Annotated in this window: 15 protein-coding genes; 10 read left to right on the forward strand and 5 right to left on the reverse strand. The window is 72.4% G+C overall.

All coding sequences use genetic code 11. The annotated features are described in order from the left end of the window. Positions 1 to 62: 62 nt before the first annotated feature. From AB0L65_RS15430 to AB0L65_RS15445, 4 genes are all read left to right on the forward strand, one after another. Positions 63 to 1406, forward strand: a complete 1344-nt coding sequence (locus tag AB0L65_RS15430; protein WP_364245156.1) for an AAA family ATPase — start codon at positions 63 to 65, stop codon at positions 1404 to 1406. Then, positions 1403 to 2593: a tetratricopeptide repeat protein gene (locus AB0L65_RS15435; protein ID WP_364245159.1), complete on the forward strand. Its 1191-nt coding sequence runs from the start codon at positions 1403 to 1405 to the stop codon at positions 2591 to 2593. The genes AB0L65_RS15430 and AB0L65_RS15435 overlap by 4 nt, the downstream gene beginning before the upstream one ends. Before the next feature lie 123 nt (positions 2594 to 2716). Further along, positions 2717 to 4279, forward strand: a complete 1563-nt coding sequence (locus AB0L65_RS15440) for a cellulase family glycosylhydrolase (RefSeq protein WP_364245162.1) — start codon at positions 2717 to 2719, stop codon at positions 4277 to 4279. A 360-nt stretch (positions 4280 to 4639) separates the two neighbouring features. Then, entirely contained in the window at positions 4640 to 7504 is a 2865-nt protein-coding gene (locus AB0L65_RS15445) for an AAA family ATPase (protein WP_364245164.1), read from the forward strand. Here AB0L65_RS15445 and AB0L65_RS15450 read toward each other — a convergent pair. Then, entirely contained in the window at positions 7501 to 10047 is a 2547-nt protein-coding gene (locus AB0L65_RS15450) for a M4 family metallopeptidase (protein ID WP_364245167.1), read from the reverse strand. The two genes, AB0L65_RS15445 and AB0L65_RS15450, sit on opposite strands and share 4 nt — an antisense overlap. A 250-nt stretch (positions 10048 to 10297) precedes the next feature. On the opposite strand from AB0L65_RS15450, the gene AB0L65_RS15455 reads away from it, so the two are divergent. From AB0L65_RS15455 to AB0L65_RS15465, 3 genes are all read left to right on the forward strand, one after another. Continuing rightward, positions 10298 to 13390: a BTAD domain-containing putative transcriptional regulator gene (locus AB0L65_RS15455; RefSeq protein ID WP_364245170.1), complete on the forward strand. Its 3093-nt coding sequence runs from the start codon at positions 10298 to 10300 to the stop codon at positions 13388 to 13390. 79 nt (positions 13391 to 13469) lie between these two features. After that, complete coding sequence (locus tag AB0L65_RS15460) at positions 13470 to 14612, forward strand: FAD-dependent monooxygenase (RefSeq protein WP_364245172.1); 1143 nt, start codon at positions 13470 to 13472, stop codon at positions 14610 to 14612. A gap of 33 nt (positions 14613 to 14645) precedes the next feature. Then, positions 14646 to 15218 carry a hypothetical protein gene (locus tag AB0L65_RS15465; protein ID WP_364245175.1) on the forward strand — a complete coding sequence of 191 codons (573 nt, stop codon included), beginning with the start codon at positions 14646 to 14648 and terminating at the stop codon, positions 15216 to 15218. On the opposite strand, the gene AB0L65_RS15470 is transcribed toward AB0L65_RS15465, so the two are convergent. Together AB0L65_RS15470 and AB0L65_RS15475 are read right to left on the reverse strand one after the other, a co-directional pair. Continuing rightward, entirely contained in the window at positions 15208 to 16026 is an 819-nt protein-coding gene (locus AB0L65_RS15470) for an SAM-dependent methyltransferase (protein WP_364245178.1), read from the reverse strand. The two genes, AB0L65_RS15465 and AB0L65_RS15470, sit on opposite strands and share 11 nt — an antisense overlap. A gap of 138 nt (positions 16027 to 16164) precedes the next feature. Further along, positions 16165 to 17106, reverse strand: a complete 942-nt coding sequence (locus AB0L65_RS15475) for a nitronate monooxygenase (protein ID WP_364245181.1) — start codon at positions 17104 to 17106, stop codon at positions 16165 to 16167. A 164-nt stretch (positions 17107 to 17270) separates the two neighbouring features. Here AB0L65_RS15475 and AB0L65_RS15480 point away from each other — a divergent pair, with 164 nt between their 5' ends. Further along, positions 17271 to 17456, forward strand: coding sequence for a hypothetical protein (locus AB0L65_RS15480; RefSeq protein WP_345000866.1), 186 nt, complete (start codon positions 17271 to 17273; stop codon positions 17454 to 17456). Positions 17457 to 17473: 17 nt separating this feature from the next. Here the strand turns inward: AB0L65_RS15480 and AB0L65_RS15485 are convergent, their stop codons facing one another. Next, entirely contained in the window at positions 17474 to 18574 is a 1101-nt protein-coding gene (locus AB0L65_RS15485) for a serine hydrolase domain-containing protein (protein ID WP_364245184.1), read from the reverse strand. A gap of 103 nt (positions 18575 to 18677) precedes the next feature. Here AB0L65_RS15485 and AB0L65_RS15490 point away from each other — a divergent pair, with 103 nt between their 5' ends. Next, complete coding sequence (locus tag AB0L65_RS15490) at positions 18678 to 19337, forward strand: TetR/AcrR family transcriptional regulator (protein WP_364245186.1); 660 nt, start codon at positions 18678 to 18680, stop codon at positions 19335 to 19337. Here AB0L65_RS15490 and AB0L65_RS15495 read toward each other — a convergent pair. After that, positions 19318 to 20112 carry an N-acetylmuramoyl-L-alanine amidase gene (locus tag AB0L65_RS15495; RefSeq protein ID WP_364245189.1) on the reverse strand — a complete coding sequence of 265 codons (795 nt, stop codon included), beginning with the start codon at positions 20110 to 20112 and terminating at the stop codon, positions 19318 to 19320. The genes AB0L65_RS15490 and AB0L65_RS15495 overlap by 20 nt on opposite strands. A gap of 263 nt (positions 20113 to 20375) precedes the next feature. Between AB0L65_RS15495 and AB0L65_RS15500 the strand changes: the two genes are divergently transcribed. Continuing rightward, entirely contained in the window at positions 20376 to 21008 is a 633-nt protein-coding gene (locus AB0L65_RS15500; protein WP_364245192.1) for a GPP34 family phosphoprotein, read from the forward strand. Positions 21009 to 21018 lie beyond the last annotated feature (10 nt).

Here is a 21018-nt window from a genome sequence, read left to right on the forward strand (position 1 = left end):
ACCAGGATGTAATCTGCGTAGTTTTAGTACGACCGAATCCTGCGACAGAAGGGACCAGGCACGTGCCCGACGATGCCGGCCTCCAGGCACTACGCGAGGCGGCCCGCCTGTCTCCGGACAACCTCCCGCTCCGTCGGCATCTCGCCGAGCAGCTGCTGACCAAGGGGTACCTGGCCGACGCCGAGGCCGAGTTCCGCGCCGCGCTCCTGCTCGCGCCCAGGGACCCGGACATCTCTGCGGGGCTGGCGGAGGCGTTCGTCCGGCAGAGCGCCCATGGCGCGGCGCTCTCGGCGCTGGAGCCGTTCCTGGCCTCGCCCGGCTACCCGCCGCGGATGGGCGTGCTCGCGGCCAGGGCCCTGCTCGGCGAGGGCGACTTCGGCCGGGCGGCCTACCGCTACCACGAGGCGGTCTCCCGTGACGCGTCCGTCGCCGACCCCGAGCTGGCCGCCCGCCTGACCACCCCGGTCGCCCCGTCCGTGCCCGCGGCGCCCGCCCCGTACGCGACGACCCCGGCGGACGCGCCCTCCGGCGCGGAGGTGGAGAAGTCGAAGGTCACCTTCGCCGACGTGGCCGGGATGGACGAGGTCAAGGAGGCGCTGCGGGTGAAGCTGCTGCTGCCGCTCCAGCAGCCCGAGCTGTTCGCCGCGTACGGCAAGCGCGCCGGCGGCGGCGTCCTGATGTACGGCCCGCCCGGAGCGGGCAAGACCCACCTGGCCAGAGCCGCGGCCGGCGAGCTCGGCGCGTCGTTCGTCAACGTCGGCCTGTCCGACATCCTCGACATGTACGTCGGGTCGAGCGAGCGCAACCTGCGCGCCACGTTCGAACTGGCCCGCCGCAACCGCCCGTGCGTGCTGTTCTTCGACGAGGTGGACGCGCTGGCCGCGCGCCGCTCCGACATGCGCCAGGCCCACACCCGGCAGCTGGTCAACCAGTTCCTGGCCGAGCTCGACGGCGTGGACCAGGACGCCAACGAGGGCGTCCTGGTGCTGGCCGCCACGAACGCTCCCTGGTACATCGACGTGGCGTTCCGCCGCCCTGGCCGGTTCGACCAGCTCGTGTTCGTGCCGCCGCCCGACCCGTCGGCGCGCGCGGCCATCCTGCGCCTCCTCTGCCGCGACAAGCCGCTGGCCGAGATGGACTTCGACGCGGTGGCGCGGGTGACCGACCACTTCGTCGGCGCGGACCTGAAGGGCGTGGTGGACCGCGCGGTGGAGGTCAAGCTCCAGCAGTCGATCAGCGCCGGCCGGCCCATCCCGATGAACACCCACGACCTGCTGGCCGTCGCCCAGGTCACCAGACCCACCGCTGTGCGCGAGTGGCTGGCCACCGCGCGCAACTACGTGCTGCACGCCAACGAGTCCGGCGCGTGGGACGAGCTGATGCCCTGGATCAAGGGCAAGCGGTGAACCCTCGCGAGTCGATCCAGCGGGCGGGCACGCTGCTGCAGATGCGCCGCCCGGCCGACGCGGAGCGGGAGCTGCGCGGCGTGCTCGCCGTCATGCCCGAGCACTTCACCGCGTTCTCGCTGCTCGGCCTGGCCCTCGTCCAGCAGGGCAGGACCGCCGAGGCCGTGTCCGCGGCCCAGGAGGCGGTACGGCTGGCGCCCGACCAGTCGTACCCGCACTACATGGCCGGGCAGGTCTACCTCCGCATCCAGCGGCCGGACCTGGCCGTCACCGCCGCCGAGACGTCGCTGGCGCACAACCCCGAGTCGGCGTCGACCTGGGAACTGCTGGCCCGCGCCCACCTGCGGCTGGGCCAGTACCGCCAGGTGGTCGAGGCGGCCCGCCGGGGGCTGGCCATCGATCCGCAGGAGTCGGACCTGGTGAGCCTCCTGGCCATGGCGCACGTCAAGCTCGGGGAGGCGGAGCAGGCCAGGGCCGCCGCCGCGGACGCCGTACGGCTCGATCCGGAGAGCGAGACCGCGCACCTGGCGTACGGGCACGCGGCGCTGGCCGCCGGCGACGCGAAGACGGCCGCCGCGGCCTTCCGCGAGGTGCTCCGGCTCGACCCCGGCTTCGACCCGGCCAGGGACCTCCTCGTCATGGCGCTCAAGCAGCGCAACCCGCTCTACCGGATCCTGGCGAACCTGCGCGGCCGGTTCCTGGGCGGCTGGCGGATGGTCCTCCTGCTGCCCGCGGTGCCGCCGCTCATCGCCGTGTTCGTCCTCATCGCGGTGCTGCACTGGGCGGCGTGGGTGGCCGAGGCGGTGACCGTGCTGCGGCTGGCGCGCGCGAAGGCGACCAAGCTGCTGTTCGAGGGAGTCGAGGCCCGCGTGGCCATCGCGAGCTGCGCGCTGCCGGCCGCCGGGGTGGGCGTGCTCGCGCTGGGCATCGAGCTCGGCCAGGACGCGCTCGGCATGGCGGGGGCGGCGCTCATGGCGCTGGTCACCCCGGTGCAGGAGGCCACGCACACGGGCTCGGCCCGCGGGCGCCGCGTGCTGTACGGCTGGACGGGGCTGCTCGCGATCGCGATCGTCGCGTCCGTGGTCCTCGGCTCGCCGAGCGCCGCGCTGCTGGCCCTGTACGCCGGGATCGGCACGATCTGGGTGGCCGCCGGCGTACGCCGGTTGTTCCCCGCTCCCGAGCGCTAGCCTGCCCGGTGAAACTTTCAAGCATTCTGCCTGGTCACAGCCATAGAACCCACGGTGCGTTGACGAGCGTGAAGACGGCGGCCGAGCATGACGCCGCGTTCTCCCTCTCCGAAAGGCACCCCCATGCACTTGTCCAAGGCGATGACGGCCGCCCTGGCCACGCTGGTGGCCGGAGCGGCAGTCGCTGTCGCGGTGACCACCGCCGCCCCGGCGGGCGCGGCCGCCGGCACGGGCACCGGCTACCTGCACACCAGCGGCAACAAGATCGTTGACAGCACGGGCGCGACCGTGCGCCTGACCGGCCTGAACTGGTTCGGCATGGAGACCGACAACCGGACCTTCCACGGCCTGTGGTCGAGCACTCCCTGGAAGGGCCACATCGACAAGATGGCCTCGCTGGGCTACAACACGATCCGCGTGCCGTACTCCAACGACGCGCTCAAGTCCGGCGCCACGGCCACCGGCATCAACGACTACGTCAACCCCGACCTGATCGGCCTGTCGCCGCTGCAGATCCTGGACAAGATCATCACGTACGCGGGCGGCAAGGGCATGCGGATCATCCTCGACCGCCACCGCCCGACCGCCGCGGGCCAGTCCGCGCTCTGGTACGTCGCCGCCACGCCCGAGAGCACCTGGATCAACGACTGGAAGGCGCTGGCCCAGCACTACGCCAACAACCCCACCGTCATCGGCGCCGACCTGCACAACGAGCCGCACGCCGAGGGCACCAACCCCAACGCGACCGGCTCCTGCTGGGGCTGCGGCGACCAGGCCCGCGACTGGCGACTGGCCGCCGAGCGGGCCGGCAACGCGGTCCTTTCGGTCAACCCCAACTGGCTGATCTTCGTGGAGGGCGTGAGCTGCCCGAGCGGCGGCCTGTCCAACGTGTGGGACGGCGATCCCACCAACGACGAGGACTGCGGCTGGTGGGGCGGCAACCTGTCGAAGGCGGGCCAGTATCCGGTACGGCTCAACGTGGCCAACCGCCTGGTCTACTCGCCCCACGACTACGCGACCTCGGTCTACCACCAGACCTGGTTCGACGCCCCCGACTACCCCGCCAACCTGCCGGCCATCTGGGACAAGTACTGGGGCTACCTGTACAAGCAGAACATCGCGCCGATCATGATCGGCGAGTTCGGCACCACCCTGGCCGCGAACGTGGACAAGATCTGGCTGCAGGAGCTCCTGAAGTACACGGGGACCGGGGTGAACGGGATGTCGTTCACCTACTGGTCGTGGAACCCGAACTCCGGTGACACCGGGGGCATCCTCAACGACGACTGGACCACCGTAAACCAGGCCAAGCAGGCCATCCTCCAGCCGTACCTGATCCCGCCGACCGGCGGCACCGGGCAGCCCTCAGACACGCCCACGCCCAACCCTCCCGGGCAGTGCACGGTGACGTACAAGCAGACGAACTCCTGGCAGGGCGGCTTCCAGGGCGAGCTGACGGTGAAGAACACCGGCACCGGCACGATCAACAACTGGGCCGCCACCTGGACGTTCCCGTCGGGGGTGACGCTGGTCAACGGCTGGAACGCGGTCGTGACCCAGTCGGGCGCCACGTGGACCGCCAAGGGCCCCGACTACGCCAGGAACCTCGCCCCCGGCGCGTCGGTCGCCGTCGGCTTCACCGCCAACGGCCCGGCCGCCCAGCCCGCCGGCGCCACCTGCTCCTGACCCATCCCACCGTCACGGGCTCCCGCCGTCGCGAGCTCCTGACCCTCCGCCGTCGCGGGCGGACGCGCTCCCGCCCGCGGCCCCCGAACGAGCGCCCGCCCCGCGATCCACGACCGAGCACCGCGGGGCGGGCGCTCGCCTGCCCTCCCCGACGGCCCTCCGCCAAGAACAGCGCCCCTCCCCGAAGGCACGGCGACCCCCACGGCTGTCCCTCCCCCAAGGGACGACAACCCCCTCGGCTCTCTCTCCCCAAAGGGACGGCAACCCCCTACGGCGGGAAGGAGGGTTGACCACGGGTCCCACGTAGTGGATAACGGATTCCGACAAAGGGAGTAAACCTGCACTGTTACGGAGACCCCGATGGCAAGCGCGGCTTCTCCCGCATTGGTCGGGCGCGACACCCAGTTGCGGCTGCTCACCGGCGCCATCGCGGAGCCCCCCTCCGTCATCCAGGTGCAGGGCGAGGCGGGCATCGGCAAGACCAGGCTCGTCAGAGCGGCCATCGACCCCCTGCGCCAAAGCGGGCGAACCGTGCTGCTCGGCCACTGCCACCAGATCCGCGAGCCGCTCCCGTACGGCCCGGTGCTCGACGCGCTCCGGGACGTCGCACCGGCGCTCCCGCCCCAGGACCGGCTCAGCCCGCTCACCGGCGTCCTGCGCGGCCACCTGCCCGAGCTGGCCGGCCACCTCCCGCCCGCCCCGTCGCCGCCGGCGTTCGACGATCCGCGGGCCGAGCGGCACCGGCTGTTCCGGGCCGTCCACGCGCTGCTGGCCGCGGCCGGTCCGGTCGTCCTCGTCGTGGAGGACCTGCACTGGGCCGACGACGGCACCCGTGACCTGCTGCGCTTCCTCACCGACCAGCCGCCCGACGGGCTGGCGCTGGTGGTGACGTTCCGGCGGGAGGAGCTGCCGGTGCCGGGGCTGCCGTTCGGGCACGCGTACCGGCGGACTCCCGGGGTGCGCGGCGAGGTGATCTCGCTGACCCCGCTCGACGTCGAGGGCGTGCGCAGCCTCACCGGCGCGCTGCTCGGCCGGTCGGCGCCGACCCCCGAGTTCGCCGCCCGGCTGCACGAACGCACCGCGGGCGTGCCGTTCGTGATCGAGGAGGTGGTGCGCTCGCTGCTCGACGACGAGGGCCGCTTACCCGAGCCGGACGCGCTCGACCGCATGGCCGTGCCGCTGCTGCTGCGCGAGGCGATGGCCGAACGGCTCGCCGGGCTGTCACCGGCCGCGCTGCGCGTCGTGCGCGCCGCCGCCGTCCTGGGGCTGCCCGCCGACGAGACCTTGATCGCCGCCGTCTCCGCGCCCACCCCGTCCGAGCCCGGGCTGGGCCAGGCGCTGGAGGCCGGCGTGCTGCTCGAGCACAAGGACGGCCAGTACGGCTTCCGCCACACCCTCGCCCAGCAGGCCGTCTACGACACGATCCCCGGCCCCGAGCGCCGCCAGATCCACCACCGCGCCATGACCGCGCTGTCCGGGCTCGACCTGCCGCCCCTCGTCCAGCTCGCCCACCACGCCCGCCGCGCCGGCGACTACGCGGCCTGGCAGCGCCACGGCGCCGCCGCCGCCGACCACGCCGCCGCGCTCGGCGACATCCCGCTCGCCGTCGAGGTGCTCGAAGGGCTGCTCGCCGACCCCAAGCTCCCCCACGACGCCCGCGGCCCGCTGGCGCTCAGGCTCAGCAGGGTCGCCGCCATCGGCCTGTCCCACCGCCGCGTCGTACGCATCCTGCGCCACCTGCTGTCGGACGACTTCCTGTCCCCGCAGGTACGCGGCCAGGCCCGGCTCAACCTAGGCGTGCTCCTGTCCAACCAGGCGGGCGCGGTCGCCGCCGGCCGCCAGGAGATCCTGGCCGCGCTCCCCGACCTGCACGACAGCCCCAGCCTGGCCGCCCGCGGGCTGGCCCTGCTGGCGATGCCCGCGTGGGGCGGCGAACCGCTCTCCATGCACCAGGAGTGGATGGTCCAGGCGGAGAAGCTCCTCGACGACCGCGACCCCGAGCTGACCGCCGCCGTGCTGGTCAACAAGGTCACCTTCGCCATGCTGGTCGGCGCGCCCGACGCCTTCGAGCTGGTCGGGGAGCTGCCGGTCAACGACCCGGCCCCGGCCGTGCGCCGCCAGGTGGCACGCGGCTACTCCAACCTGTACGACGCCGCGGTGGCGCTCGGGCACTACGCGGCGGCCGAGCGGTTCGCGGACCAGAGCAGGCGCATCGCCGAGGAGACCGGCGCGCTCTACCCGGAGTTCCTGCTGGAGATGTCGTCGATCCGGCTCGACCTGCTGACCGGCCGCTGGACGGGGCTGCGCGAGCGGGCCGTCGCCGCCGTCGAGATGAGCTTCGAGGCGCCGCTGCTGGCGGTGGACGCCCGGCTGACGCTCGGCATGCTGGCCCTGGCCAGGGGCGAGTGGGACGAGGCCGGCGAGCACCTGGAGGCGGCCGGCGTACGCGACCTGGACTCGGGCTTCCTGCCCGTCGCCGCGGCGGCCTCCGGCGGGCTGGTGGAGCTGCACCTGACCCGCGACTCGCCGGAGTCGGCGCTGCGCGAGGCCGATCTGGCGGTCGGCAGGCTCCGGCGCAAGGGCGTGTGGGTGTGGGGCGACCAGCTCGTGCCGGCCGCCGTCCTCGCGCTGCTCAAGGCGGGCAGGCGGGGCGCGGCGGCGGATCTGGTGGCGGAGTTCGCGGCGGGGATCGAGGGCCGGAACGCGCCGTCCGCGGAGGCCGGGCTGGACGCCGCCAGAGGGGCGCTGGCCCAGGACGCGGAGGAGGCGGCCCGCCACCACGCCAGGGCCCGGAGCGCGTATGAGGCGATGCCGCGGCCGTACGGCGCGGCGCGGGCGGCCGAGTCCGAGGCGGTCGCGCGGTTCGCGCTCGGCGACCGGGCCCGGGCCGCCGACCTCGTCGCCGACGCAGGCGAGCGGTACGCGGCGCTCGGCGCCACCCACGACGCGGCCCGCTGCCGCCACCTGCTGCGCGAGATCGATCCGACCGGCGCGCGGCGCAGGGGCCGGCGGGGCCGCAGCGGGGTGCTATCGCCCCGGGAGAGCGAGGTGGCCAGGCTGGTCGCGCTCGGCCGGACGAACCGGGAGATCGCGGAGGTGCTGTTCCTGTCGCGCCGCACGGTGGACACCCACGTGGCCAGGGTGCTGCAGAAGCTCGGCGTGCGGACCAGGGCGGACGTGCGGGAGCCCCGGCCGGACGACCGGCCGGGGCTCGTGGAGAGCTAGACGGTGATGCTCCAGGAGTCGATGAAGCCGGTGTCACCGGCGTAGACGTCCTCGATGTCGAGCACCCAGGTGCCCGCCGCCTGCTGGCTCACCGGGACGGAGAACGTCCTGGTGCCGTACTGCGTGCAGGTCGTGCCGCCGTACCTGTCGACCGCGTACCAGGTGCCGCTCGGCCCGCGTACCCAGATGTCGAGGTCCTCAGCGCACGTGTGGCTGATCGTGATCGAGATCTGGACAGGTGAGGTCGCGGTGCCCGTCGCGGTGGAGGTGATCGAGCTCTGGGTGTTGTTGAAGTCGGTGATCGGATAGTTGGTGCCATTGGTGAACGTCCGGCCGCCCGAGGTGCTCTGGACGGTCAGCGCGTACGTCGCCGTGTGCGTGGCCGTCACACCGGTGCCCGTCACCGTGACGGTGTAGCTGCCGGCCGGGGTGGTGGCCGCGGTCGAGATCGTCAGCGTGGACGAGCCGCCCGAGGTCACCGAGGCCGGGTTGAACGCGGCCGTGGCGCCGGTCGGCAGGCCGCTGGCCGACAGGTTCACCGTCTGCGCGGTGCCCGCCGTGGTGGTCGTGCCGATCGTGGTCGTCGCCGCCGAGCCCGCCTGCACGGTGCCGGACGCGGGGCTGGCCGAGATCGAGAAGTCACGCGTCGGCGGGTTCGAGCTGACGGTGAGCGCGTACGTCGCCGTGTGCGACGTCGAGCCGGTTCCCGTGACGGTGATGTTGTACGTGCCCGCCGCCGTCGACGAGCCGACCGAGAGCGTCAGCGTCGAGGAGTTGCCCGAGGTCACCGACGACGGGCTGAAGCTCGCCGTGGTGCCGCTGGGCAGCCCCGACGCGCTCAGGGTCACGGTCTGGGCGCTGCCGGAGGTGGTCTGCGTGCCGACCGTGGCCGTCGCCGAGCCGCCGGGAGCCGCGCTGCCGGAGGTCGGGCTGAGCGAGATCGAGAAGTCGCTGGTCGAGGTGCCGCACGCGGGCTCGCCCGAGGCCGCCGCCACGCTGACCGCGCTCCACGCCGCCTTGGTGGTGTTGCACTGGGCGCTGTTGGCGCCGAACAGCTCGATCGCGGCCGCGACAGAGGCGGCGCGGATGTTCGTGTAGCGCCAGGACGAGGTCTTGCGGGCCAGCGCGCCCATGTAGATCTTGCCGGCGTTCTGGATGCCGACACCGGTGACCGACGAGGGGCCGCCGGAGCAGATCGGGCTGGACGGCTTGCCGCCGCCGGGGTTGTTGCCCTCGGCCAGCAGGTAGAACCAGTGGTTCAGCGGACCCGCCGCCGCGTGCACCTCGGTGCTCGGGATCGAGGAGGAGTAGCAGTTCGGGTCGCCGAGCGCGCTCGGGTTGTACATGTTTCGGATCGGCCCGTCGCCGACCAGGTCGACCTCCTCGCCGACCAGGTAGTCGGCCGGGTCGTTCGGGTTGGCGGCGTACGCCTCGGTGAGCGCGCCGAAGATGTCACCGGTGCCCTCGTTGATGCCGCCGTTCTCGTTGCCCGATCCTGCGCCGCCCGGGGTGGTCTGGAAGATCGCGTGCCCGAACTCGTGCGCCACGACGTCGATGGGGGTCGCCTGACGGGCGTTGTCCTGGCTGTGGCCGAAGTTGGTGTAGCTGCCGTTCCAGTAGGCGTTCACGTCGGCGAGCCCGACCCGGGCGGGGAAGCCGCGGCCGCTGCCGTTGATGCCGCTGCGGCCCAGCCAGTCGCGCAGCATGTCCCACTCGCGCTGCACGCTGTAGAGCGCGTCCACGCAGGCGGTCTCCAGGTTGGTGCCGCCGGCGTTGCCCCACGCGTCGTCGGTGCCGGTGTAGGCGCTGCCGTTCTGGCCGCCGCACTGGATGCCGGGCCTGGACGTGTCGGTCATCGAGTACGAGCTGCCGGAGCCGCTGGTCCCGATGGTGACCTGGCCGTAGTAGTAGCCGTTGCCGGTGCCGGCGCGTACGAGGTCGTACGAGTCGGCGATCTCACCGGTACGCGCGTCCACGAACACGTGCTGGATGCTCGGCTTGCCGTCGGCGATGCCGCTGACCGTGGCGTCCCAGGCCAGCCTCGGCTTCTCGCCCCAGGCCAGGACGACCAGGCGGGGCGCGGCGGTGTCGTCCACGCGCGAGAGCTTGGTCCTGGCGACCTCGGTGGCCTTGGCGGCGCTGACCGTGGCCCTGGTCGGCACGTTGCCCGGGGTCGGGCCCGTCGCCGCGACCGTGTCCCGGACGTTCCCCGCCGCGTCGGTGACCACGACGGCGTCGCCGCCGACCATCGGCAGGCCCTTGTAGGTGCGCTCGTACGACACGTAGAACATGTCGGCCGCGCCCGGGGTGACCGCCACGCGGCTGTAGGCCTCGTCGGGGCCCCGGGTGAGCTCGTCGAGCTGGCTGGAGACGGCCTTGTCGGCCACCTGCGCGGCGAGCGAGGCGGGGTCACCCACGCGCGCCGTCTGCTGCTGCTGCGGTGCGGCTCCCGGAGGGGCGGCGTTCGCGGGTGGCGTCTGTAACGCCAGGGTCGTGGCCGTGGCCACGCCGACGACCGCCGCGAGTAAGGCTTTGCGTTTCACGGCTGTGCTGCTCCTTTCGAAGATCTCCCTCGGGGTCGGCGCGCTTCGTGAGCGCACGACGGCCCGCGCGCCGCACGGGGATCGCCTCGGCGGCGGGATTGCAGGGAGATTGGGGGGTGGAAGCTAGCAGTGCTGTTGCGCCTTGATGCCGCGACGCTAAACGGTCACTCCCGACTGGGAAATACGTATACGCATCGGTAGGTATACCGATAATTCCGTTTCAACTGCTCAGTTGGGGGACAATCGGGGCGTGCAATTCGGCATCCTGGGCCCGCTCCAGGTGCGCTCCCCCGATGGCGAGCCCCTGGCGATCGGCGGTCCGCGCCCGCGGGCCCTGCTCGCGTTGCTGCTGCTCGACGCCGGGCGGATGGTGAGCGTCGAACGGCTCATCGACGGCCAGTACGGCGACCGGCCGCCCACGGAGGCCGCCAACGCCATCCAGGCGCAGATCTCCCGGCTCAGGCGGAGCCTGCCGGCTGGCCTGATCGAGTTCCACGGGGCGGGATACCGGCTGGCGGTCTCGCCGGACGACGTGGACGCGCACCGGTTCGAGCGGCTGTCCCGCGAGGGACGCAGGCTGCTGGCGGCCGGTCGGTTCCCGGGAGCCGCCTCCTCGCTGAGGGAGGCCCTGGAGCTGTGGCGGGGACCGGCGCTCGCGGACGTGGCCGACGCGCCGTTCGCGGGGCCGCAGGCGCTCCGGCTGGAGGAGCTGCGGGTGTCGGCCATGGAGGACCTGATGGAGGCCGAGCTGGGCCTGCCCGAGGGCAGCCCGGTGGCCGCTCTGCAGGACCTGGTGGCCGCGCATCCGCTGCGCGAGCGGCCACGCGGGCTGCTGATGCGCGCGCTGGAGGCGGCGGGGCGGCCGTCCGAGGCGCTGACGGTCTTCGACGAGACGCGCCGCCTGCTCGCCGACGAGCTCGGCACCGACCCCTCGCCCGAGCTGGCGGCCCTGCACCTGGCGATCCTGCGCGCCGAGCGGCACCAGGTCCGGCGGGTCGCGCCGCCGGCCCAGCTGAACCGGCTCGTCGGGCGGGAGGACGAGCTCGCGCGGCTGGCCGCCCTGAGCGGCGTCCGCCTGGTGACGCTCGTCGGCCCCGGCGGCATCGGCAAGACCCGCCTGGCCATCGAAGCCGCCACCCGCCTCCAACCCCTGGGCACGACCGCCGCCGACGGGGGTGCGGCGCGGCGCGGCCGGGAGGCGTGTTTCGTGGACCTGTCGCTGGTGGACGGGACCGGGCAGGTGGCGAGCGCGGTGCTGGCGGCGCTCGGGTTGCGCGAGTCGGCGCTGCATGGGCTCCCCGACCCCACCGAACGCCTGGTGGCGGCGCTGGCCGAGCAGGACCTCCTCCTCGTCCTGGACAACTGCGAACACGTGCTCGCCGAGGTCGCCACGCTGGCCCGCCGCCTCCTCGCCGCCGCCCCCGACCTGATGATCATGGCGACGAGCAGGGAGCCGCTGGGCCTCACCGGCGAGCACCTGGTCCCGCTGGCGCCCCTGCCCACCGACCCGGCCGTCACCCTGTTCGCCGAACGGGCGGCGGCCGTGCGGCAGGAGTTCGCGGTCGGGCCCGGCAACCTGGACGCCGTCCTGCGGATCTGCGCGGCGCTGGACTGCCTGCCGCTGGCCATCGAGCTGGCGGCGGCCCGGATGCGCACGTTCGGCGTGGAGGAGATCGCCACCCGGCTGGCCGAGCACGACAGGTTCCGGCTGCTGTCGCGCGGCGACCGTACCGCCCCCACGCGCCACCAGACGCTGCACGCCATCGTGGAGTGGAGCTGGAGCCTGCTCGACGCCGAGGAACAGGCACTGGCCAGGCAGTTCTCCGTGTTCGCCGGGGGCGCGAGCCTGGAGGCGGTGGAACGGGTGTGCGGCGCGGACAGCGCCGACCTGCTGGCCGACCTGGTGGACAAGTCGCTGGTCGAGACCGACGGCGAGCGCTACCACATGCTCGACACCATCCGCCTGTTCTGCGTGGAGCGGCTGGCGGAGGCGGGCGAGGAGGACCGGCTGAGAGCGGCCCACGCCGCCTGGTTCCTGGAGTTCGCGCGCCGCGCCGACGGCCACCTCTACAGCGCCGAGCAGCTCCGGTGGCTGGCCCTGCTCTCGGCCGACAACGCGAACCTGCAGGCGGCGCTGCGGTGGAGCGTCGAGCACGACCCGCCGGCGGCGGCGCGGCTGGTGGCGGCGCTGGCCATGTACTGGTGGCTCAGCGGGCGGCGGGGGGAGGCGACCCCGCATGCCGTGCGGCTCCTCGACGCCATCGGCCCCGAGCTGGGAGAGGAGTACGTGCTGGTGGTGCTGCACGCCGTACCCGACACCGGATCGCCGCACTGGACGCAGGCCCGCGCGGTCATCGAGTCGCTCGACGGGCCGATGCGGTGCCCGTTCGGCGCGGCCTTGTGGGGAATGATCGTGGGGCCGCCGGAGCCGCAGGCGCTGGCCGGGCGAGTGCTCGCGTCCGACCCGTGGAGCAGAGCACTCGATCGGCTCGGCCGCGCGCTGCTGGCGCTGATGAGTGGCGGCGTCGCGGTGGCGGAGCGGGAGCTGGAGTGGGTGCTCGCGGAGTTCGGCTCCATGGGGGAGCGCTGGGGCAAGGCGCAGGGCCTCGACTGGCTCGGGGTGATCGCGAGCTGGCGCGGCGAATGGGGACGGGCCATGGCACTGTGGCAGGACGCGGTCGCCCTGCTGGAGGAGCTGGGCGCGGTGGAGGAGTTGGTGGACGTGCTGGGCCGGCGGGCCGACGCGCGCTGGCGGGCCGACGACGTCCAGACGGCACGCGCCGACTCCGAGCGGGCCGGGGAGCTGGCGCGCCGGCTGGGGAGGCCAGAGCTGGTGGCGGCGGTTCACTTGCGGCTGGGCGAGATCGCCCGGTCCGAGGGCGACCTCACAGAGGCCGGCCGCCTGCTCGACGCGGCCCTGGCCGCCTCGGAGGGCGGGGCGTTCACGTCCACGGGGTTCAGGTCGCACGTGCTGACGGCGCTCGGCCGCCTGGCCGAGGCGACCGGCGACGCCGCCGAGGCCACACGCCAGCACGCGGAGGCCCTGGCCATGGCGCTGAAGTCGCCGCTGGCCATCGACCTCGCCGACGCCGCGGAAGGCCTGGCGGGCCAGTGCCTGCTGGACGCCGCGGAAAACCCGGAGCGGGCGGCGGTGCTGCTCGGGGTGGGGGTGGCGCTGCGTGGCATGGCCGTGGCCGGGGATCGGGACGTCGCCAGGATCGCCGCCGCCGCCACGGAGGCCCTCGGGCCCGCGGGATTCGCGGCGGCGTACTCCAAGGGGGCGTCGATGAGCAGGGACGACGCGCTCGCCACCCTGATCGCGACCGCGAGCCCGGACCGCTGACCCAGCCGCTGATGGGGCCCGCCCCGGCTGTCAGCCGGCAGTCGCCCCGCTGTCAGCGGCGCTCGCGAAGCTGACGGACATGAAGAACACCAACGTCCTCATCTCCGGCGCCAGCATCGGCGGCCCCGCCCTCGCCCTCCTGCTCTCCCGCTACGGTTTCAACGTCACCGTCGTCGAGAAGGCCCCGTCGCTGCGCCCCGGCGGCCAGGCCGTCGACTTCAAGGGCCACACCCACCGCACCGTCCTGACCCGCATGGGGGTGCTCAAGGACATCGAGGCGCTCCAGACCGGCGGCTCCGACCAGGTGATCGTCGACGCGAACGGCCACAAACTGACGGTCATACCCGGCGAGTTCACCGGCGGCGAGATCGAGATCGAGCGCGGCAACCTGTCCAGGATCTTCTACGAGCGGACCGCCGCGAGCTGCGAGTACGTCTTCGGCGACTCGATCACCTCGCTCACCGAGACCCCCGGTGGCGTGCACGTCACCTTCGAACGCTCCGCCCCCCGCACGTTCGACCTGGTGGTGGGGGCGGACGGCATCCACTCCAACGTCCGCCGCCTCGCCTTCGGCCCCGAGGCCGACCACGTGAAGCACCTGGGCTACTACTACGCCCTGGTCGACGTCGAGGGGGACTTCGGCACGGTCTCGAAGATGTACAACGAGCCCGGCAGGATGGTCGCCGTCGGCGGGCCGAAGGCGCCCGCGTTCTTCGTCTTCGCCTCCCAGCGCCTCGACTACGACCGGTACGACATGCGGCAGCAGAAGGACCTGCTGACCCGCGCCTACGCGGGCATGGGCTGGCAGGGCCCGGCGCTCATGGAGGCGGTGCGCCGCTCTCCGAACGTCTACCTCGACTCCGTCAGCCAGGCCGTCATCGACCGCTACCGCCAGGGCCGCGTGGTGCTGCTCGGCGACGCCGCGTACGGCAACACCCTGGCCGGCTTCGGCACGGGCCTGGCCGTGGTCGGCGCGTACGTGCTCGCGGGCGAGCTCAAGCGGGCCGGCGGCGATCACCGCGTGGCCTTCGCGCAGTACGAGGAGCAGATGCGCGGATACGCCAAGGTCGCCAAGAACGGCAACGCGGGCCCCTTCCTCGCCCCCCGTACCCGGAGGGGGATCCGGATGCGGAACTGGATGTTCAAGTACAGCTTCCTGCTCGGTTGGATGATGAAGATGACCGACAAGTTCGCGAACGACATCACGCTGAAGGAGTACTGAACCTTTCGCGCATCGGCCGCATCCAACTCACACATGAACAAGATTCAGCAGCTTGCCGCCCTGTCCGTGCTGCCCGTCGCCGCGGCCCTGATCGCCCTCCCCGCCCAGGCCGCGGAGCGCCCCACCTGCCCCGTCCCGACGAAGGCGGAGGTGAAGCGGTCGTTCGACAGCAAGATCGACAAGCCGGCCAGGGGCGCCACCGCCATCAAGGGAGTCCGCGTCAACCACATCCCGAAGGGCTTCACGTACGGCGGGGTCGTCGCCGGCAAGCACGACGGCATCACCGAATACGGCTACCAGTGGCTGGACGACCGCCCCAACGCGGACGTCAAGCAGCGCTCACTCTGGGTCAGGGTCGTGTGCTGGCCGAAGGCGAGCAAGCTGGCGCAGCTCAAGAACGGGCCGTTCGACATGGGGACGTTCTCCGGCGACACCGAGACCGTGAAGATCGGTGGCCGTCAGGTGCTCACCCAGGAGGGTGACGGCGCGCTCGGCGACGGCCGGTACGCGGGCTGGGTCGAGCGCAAGGGGGTCGTCGTCACCGTGATGGCCAGCACGCCCCTCGTCCCCGAGCTGTCGAAGATCATCGAGGGGATCAAGCTCTGAGCAGGCCGACCCCGCCGTCGATGCGCAGCTGCGGGGTGCTGTCCAGAAGGGGGATGTGGGGCTCGTCGTCGCCGATGTGCCAGTCCTGGACGGGCACCAGGCCCGGCCCGATCAGCTCGAACCCGTCGAACAACCCCAGCACCTCGTCCCGCGTCCGGAACCGCGCCTGCGCGGGGGTGCCCGCCGTCGCCATGGTGAGCTGGGCGATCGCCTCGGGGGCGCTCTCCGCCATCCCGTGAGTGGCCACCAGGCAGCTGCCCGGCACCATGCGCTTCCTGAAGGCGGCCACGATGCCGCCGGGGTCCTCCTCGTCCATGACGTAGTGGAGCACCCCGACCATCAGCACGCACACCGGCTGCTCGAAGTCGATCAGGCCGGTGACGCTGGGGTCGGAGAGCACGTCTTCGGGGCGGCGCAGATCGGCCTGGATGCTGGCGATGCCCGGCGAGTCGGCGAGCAGCACCTGCGCGTGCAGCCGCACCACCGGGTCGTAGTCCACATAGACCACCCGGCAGGCCGGGTTCACCGAGCGGACGGTCTCGTGGATGCTGGGCGAGGTCGGGATGCCGGTGCCCAGGTCGATGAACTGCCGCAGGCCCTGCTTCGCCAGATGGCGGACGGCCTCGACCTGGAACCTACGGTTGGCCCTGGCCACCAGACGGGTGTCCGGGGCGACCGCGAGGAGCTTCTCCGCCACTGCCCGGTCGACCGCGACGTGGTCCTTGCCGCCGAGCAGATAGTCGTACACCCGGGCGGAGCTGGGAACCGTCGGGTCCACTCCGGGCGGAACGCGTTCTAGCTCGGTCACTGGGGGCCGTCTCCTTCCACGCGTGCGACTCCGAACGCCATACTACTCGGCAGTCCAGCACGTAATAGGGCAGATTACGCAGGCACCCTCAAGCCGGACGGGCAGCCCGAACAGAACAGGTTCTGCCCTGCCCGCCGATCAGGAGAAGCGGGCCAGGAGCTCCTCGGCGGCGGCGAAGCCGGCGACCACGTCGGCCACCGTGCGCCGCTCGCGCACCATGCCCACGGCCTGCCCCGCGTAGATGCAGGCCGTGTCGAAGTCGCCTTCGGCCCGCGCCGCCGCCTGCCGGGCCGGGGCGTCGTCGTCCGCGGCCAGCTCGTCCTCCCGCCCGGCCCACCGGTCGAAGAACGCGTTGCGCAGCGCCCGCCCGCCGAACTCGGGCGGCCAGTCCAGGCGCTGGGCGATGTCGAAGACCCGCCCGTACGCGGTCCCCGTCTCCTCGGCCGCCAGCAGGCGCTCGGTGGCCGTCTCGGACAGGGTCGTCTCCGCGCATCCCATGAAGGCCGTCCCGACCCAGGCCCCGGCGGCGCCGGCGGCCAGCACGGCGGCGAGCCCGCGCGCGGTCGAGATGCCGCCCGCCGCGAGCACCGGGACGCTCACCGCGTCGAGCACGCTCTGCAGCAGCGGCAGCGTGCCCACCGCGTCGCGCCCGTGGCCGCCCGCCTCGGCCCCGCGCGCCACGACCGCGTCCACCCCGGTCTGCTCGGCGGCGCGGGCCTCGTCGGTCGTGCCCGCCTGGGTGACGACCGTGATGCCCGCCTGCCGGAGCTCCTCCACATAACGCGCATACGGCCCGAAGCTCACGGAGACGATCGTGGGCCGGAGCTTGAGCACGGCGTCGAACTGGGCCGGGTTGCCGGCCAGCGCCCAGGCCATGAGCCCGATCCCGTACGGACCGCCACCCGCGACGGCGGCCTCCTTGGTGATCCACTCCCCCGTGGCCGCGGCGGCGACCCCGATCATGCCGAGCGCGCCCGCCTCGGAGACGGCGGCGGCCAGCCGGCCCGCGCCCACCCCCGCCATCGGCGCCCCCACCACGGGCACCGCCAGGCCGAACCGTTCGGTAAGCCATGTGCGCAAGGTCATCTCCCCATAGAAAACCCCTGTTGAGACCAGTCTTCCATGGCCTTCCCGACCCCCGGACCGGAAAATAACAGCCGGATGACCGATGCGCTCGCGGCACACACCTGTGCATCCTGGTGGGGAACGGCTTTCGTTCCGCAGCGGAGAGGAGTCACGAGGGCATGGACAACGCGGCAGGCCGCCCGACCGTGATCTTGGACAATGGCGTGGTCGGCAGGGTCATGCTGGCACATCCCTCCAGGCGCGACCTCGTGCTCGTGCTCGGCATGGACGGCACCCTGCTCAGCTGCCAACTCGACGACATCGCCTGTGTGGTCGGGGGCAAGCCCCTCTGCCGCGACGGCTGACCTGCGGGCCGGACGTTCTAGGCACCGGTCACGATGCCGCCGATCAGGCTCGCGGCCGCGAAGTCGTTGGTGAGCCGGTTCTTGGTGAGCGCGAACGCGGTGCCGGTCGCCGTGTCGGCCCAGGCCGCGCTGCCGCCCGCCCCGGGCACCCCGAACACCGTCGGGCTCGCCTCGGCGGTCGAGCCGGGGCCTCCGATGCCATACCCGAGCCCCCAGGTCGTCGGCATGCCGAACACCTCGTCGAGCCCGCTGGAGGCCACCGCCGTCACCTCGCGCAGCCGGCCGGGCGGGATCAGCCGCGTCCCGTCCACCTCGCCGAGCAGCGCAGCGTACATCCGCGCGATGGCCCGGGCCGAGGTCTTGCCGCCCGCGGGGATGTCGGAGGACAGGTAGTCGCCGCGGTTGCCCAGCTCGGCGGTCGGCATCAGCGTCATCGGCCCCGCCTTGAACATCGGCAGGTCCGCCGGCATCTCGCCCCACGCCGCCGGGTCCACCGGCGCGTCCTCCAGCCTGGCCAGCCGGTGGTGCTCGGTCTCCGGCATCCCGAAGTAGAGCTCGCCGGCCACGCCCAGCGGGCCCGCCACGTCCTCCAGCAGCACCTGCGAGATGGGCTTGCCGGTGACCCGCCGGACGATCTCGCCGACCAGGAACCCGAACGTGTACGCGTGGTAGCCCACCTTCGTGCCCGGCTCCCACCACAGCTCGGCGTCCTCCAGCGCGGCGACCATCTTGTCCCAGTCGCAGACGTCCTCAGGCGTGGTGTCGAGCGGCACCCCCGGCACGCCGGCCGTGTGCGACAGCACGTGGCGCACGGTCACGCCCTGCTTGCCGTGCCGCCCGAACTCCGGCCACAGCTCCGCCACCGGGGTGTCGTAACCGAACAGCCCCCGCTCGGCCAGCACGTGGGCCACGGTCGCGGTGGCGCCCTTGCCGATCGAGAAGTTGTAGAAGGGCGTGTCAGCCGTGACGGGCCGCCCGGTCCCGGGGTCGGCCACGCCCGCCACCACATCCACGACCTGGACGCCGTCACGATAGACGGCCACCTGGAGCCCGCGCTCCGCGCCTGACTCGACGAGCCCGTCGGCGGCTTCCTGCACCTGCTGCTGAAGATCACTCATGTCCTGCTTTGTCCTTTTCATCGGTGGAACTAGACGGTACCGTACCCACATAAGTACGGAACTGTCTAGTACTGTGTCCTCGTCGAAGGGCGAAGGGATGGGCATGGCACCGGAAGAGGACGGCCGCACGGCACGCAAGCGCAGGCAGATCATGGATGCGGCCCGGCCGGTGTTCCTGCGCAACGGCTACGTGGGCGCGAGCATGGACGAGGTGGCGGCGCTGGCGTCGGTCTCGAAGCAGACCGTCTACAAGCACTTCACCGACAAGGAGCAGCTGTTCACGAGCATCATCCTCGACACGACGACCCAGGTCGAAGGGCTGGCCAAGCTCATCAGCGCGGCGCTCGACGACAGCGAGGACCTGGCGAAGGACCTGGGGGCGCTGGCCCGCCAGTTCCTCGGCGCGCTCATGCGGCCCGACGTGCTCCGCCTGCGCCGGCTGGTGATCGCCGAGGCCGACCGGTTCCCCGACCTCGGCCGCACCTGGTACCAGCAGGGCTTCGAGCGCTCGCTGGAGACTTTGGCCGCCGCCTTCGACCGCCTGGCCACCCGCGGCCTGCTCCGCCCGGACGACCCCGAGCTGATCGCCCAGCACTTCGTGGGCCTGCTGCTGTGGGTCCCGGTGAACAAGGTCATGTTCTGGGGCGGCGGCGACCACTACACCGAGGCCGACCTCGAACGGCTCTCCGAGTCCGCCGTGGCCGCGTTCCTGCGCGCGTACGGGGCCTCCCCGACCGGCAGGGCTAGGTCAGATATTTCCTGAGCCCGGCGGCCAGGGCCACGGCCATGCGCTCGCGGAAGCCGGGGTCGGACATCTTGGCCGCGTCGCCGCGGTTGCGCATGTTGCCGCACTCGATGAACACCGCGGGCCGCACGGAGAGGTTGAGCCCGCCCAGGTCGGTGCGGGTCTGCAGCCCGTCCACGCCGGTGTAGGTGGCGTACGGCAGGCCCGTGCCGTCCCGGTAGGCGTTCCTGATGTCCACCCCGAGGCGCCGGGACGGCTTGATGATCTGGTCGTTGTGCCCGGAGACCAGCCCCGGCATGATCACGTGGAAGCCGTGCCCGCTCGGCGCGGCACCGTCGCCGTGGATCGACAGGACCGCGTCCGCCCTGGCCTCGTTGCCGATGGCGGCCCGCTCGGTGACGCACGGGCCGACGCCCTTGTCGTCGGGCCTGGTCAGCACGACCTTGGCGCCCATCTTCTCCAGGATCGGCCTGAGCCGGCCGGCGACGTCCCAGGTGAAGGCGTGTTCGGGGTATCCGGCGTTCGTCTGCGTGCCGGTCGTGTTGCAGGGCTTCCTGCCGGTGATGATGTCGACCTGGCGGTTGATCTCCGCGGGGTGCGCGGCGTTGCCGCCGTTGTGGCCGGGGTCGATCACCACGATCTTGCCCGAGAGCGCGCCTCCGCCCGGCGTCCGGCTGGCGGACGGCGCCGCGGGCAGCGCCGCCTCCTGCGAAACGGGCACGGCGGTGCCGCACGCCGTGGTCAGCGCGGCCAGCGTGACGACCGCCACGAATCCGGTCCGGTACGCGCACATGATCCCGACCGTACCGGCTGCCGCAGGGCAAACCCAAGACCAGCCTGACCTGCGCGTTCGTGTCGCAGCACAGCTTTCCGGCACCCGAGAATTCCTCATTTTTTATCTGACATTTGAAACATAAATCACCATTTTCCGGACTTGGTGATAAATGGGCCTACCCGGGCGATCACGTTCTTGGTAGACATTTCCGCTGGCGGCCAAACGCCGCCGGCCGAAAGCGGGTTGTCCTTTTAAGGCGATAGGGAGCGGACCGATTCAAGGTGCTTGCCGATGATTTCTTCCTCGTCTCATGGGACACGACCGGCACGGGCAAACCCCGCCTCCACCTGCAGGGCATCGCGCTCGGCCTGGCGGGAGCCCTGATCGGCGAGCTCGTGCTGCACCAGAGGATCGCCGTGCGCGGCGTGCGACTCGACGTGATCGACTCCGAGGACGTCACAGATAAGGTGGCCAATCGGGTGCTGTCCGATATCGGGGATTCGCCGCACCACACCGACGTGCGCACATGGCTGGCGTATCTGGCGCAGCGCTCCGTCGATGACGTGGGCGCGCGGTTGGTCGATGCCGGGCTGCTGGAGCGCGAGGCCCCCAAACTGCTCAGGCGCAAGCCGCCCCGGTTCTTCTCCACCGACTTCAGCAAGGCCATGTGGCCCGCGACCCGGCTGCGGCTGGCGCTGGTCCGACACTGGCCGCTGTCGCCGCAGGACATGGCGCTGGCCACGCTGGTGGACGCGTGCGACATGACGGAGACCGTGCTCGACGATCCGGCCGACCGGCGGGTGGCCCGCCAGTACCTGACCACGCTGCCGACCTCGATACCCCAGCCGCTGCGCGACCTGAGCCGCCAGGTGAGCGCCGCCGTCGGCGACGCCGTACTGACCTACCGCACCTGAACACCCCCAC

It is taken from the genome of Nonomuraea sp. NPDC052116, from assembly GCF_040680035.1.
Taxonomy (GTDB): Bacteria; Actinomycetota; Actinomycetes; order Streptosporangiales; family Streptosporangiaceae; genus Nonomuraea; species Nonomuraea angiospora_A.